This window comes from Algibacter sp. TI.3.09 (assembly GCF_038154905.1).
Classification (GTDB): domain Bacteria; phylum Bacteroidota; class Bacteroidia; order Flavobacteriales; family Flavobacteriaceae; genus Algibacter.
On sequence record NZ_JBAKAN010000076.1, the window covers coordinates 1 to 285 of the forward strand.

The 285-nt window shown below is 40.4% G+C and carries 1 protein-coding gene; it reads right to left on the minus strand.

What is annotated here, in order from left to right; translation table 11 throughout:
• A partial coding sequence (locus tag V6246_RS18390; protein WP_341561884.1) for an ATP-binding cassette domain-containing protein occupies positions 1-285 on the minus strand: 285 nt, incomplete at both ends.

Here is a 285-nt window from a genome sequence, read left to right on the forward strand (position 1 = left end):
GGCTGCGATATCTTCTTCGTGGGTTACCATTAAAATAGTTTTTCCTTCATCATTACGATGTTGGATAAAATCCATTATTTCGTGAGATGTTTTAGTATCCAATGCTCCTGTTGGCTCATCGGCTAATAATAATTTAGGATCTGCCGCTAAAGCTCTCTCAATAGCAACACGTTGTTTTTGCCCTCCAGAAAGTTCTTTAGGCAAGTGTGTTGCCCAATCGGCCAAACCAACTTTTTCCAAGTGAAACATAGCCAGCTCTAAACGTTCTTTACGCTTCATACCTTG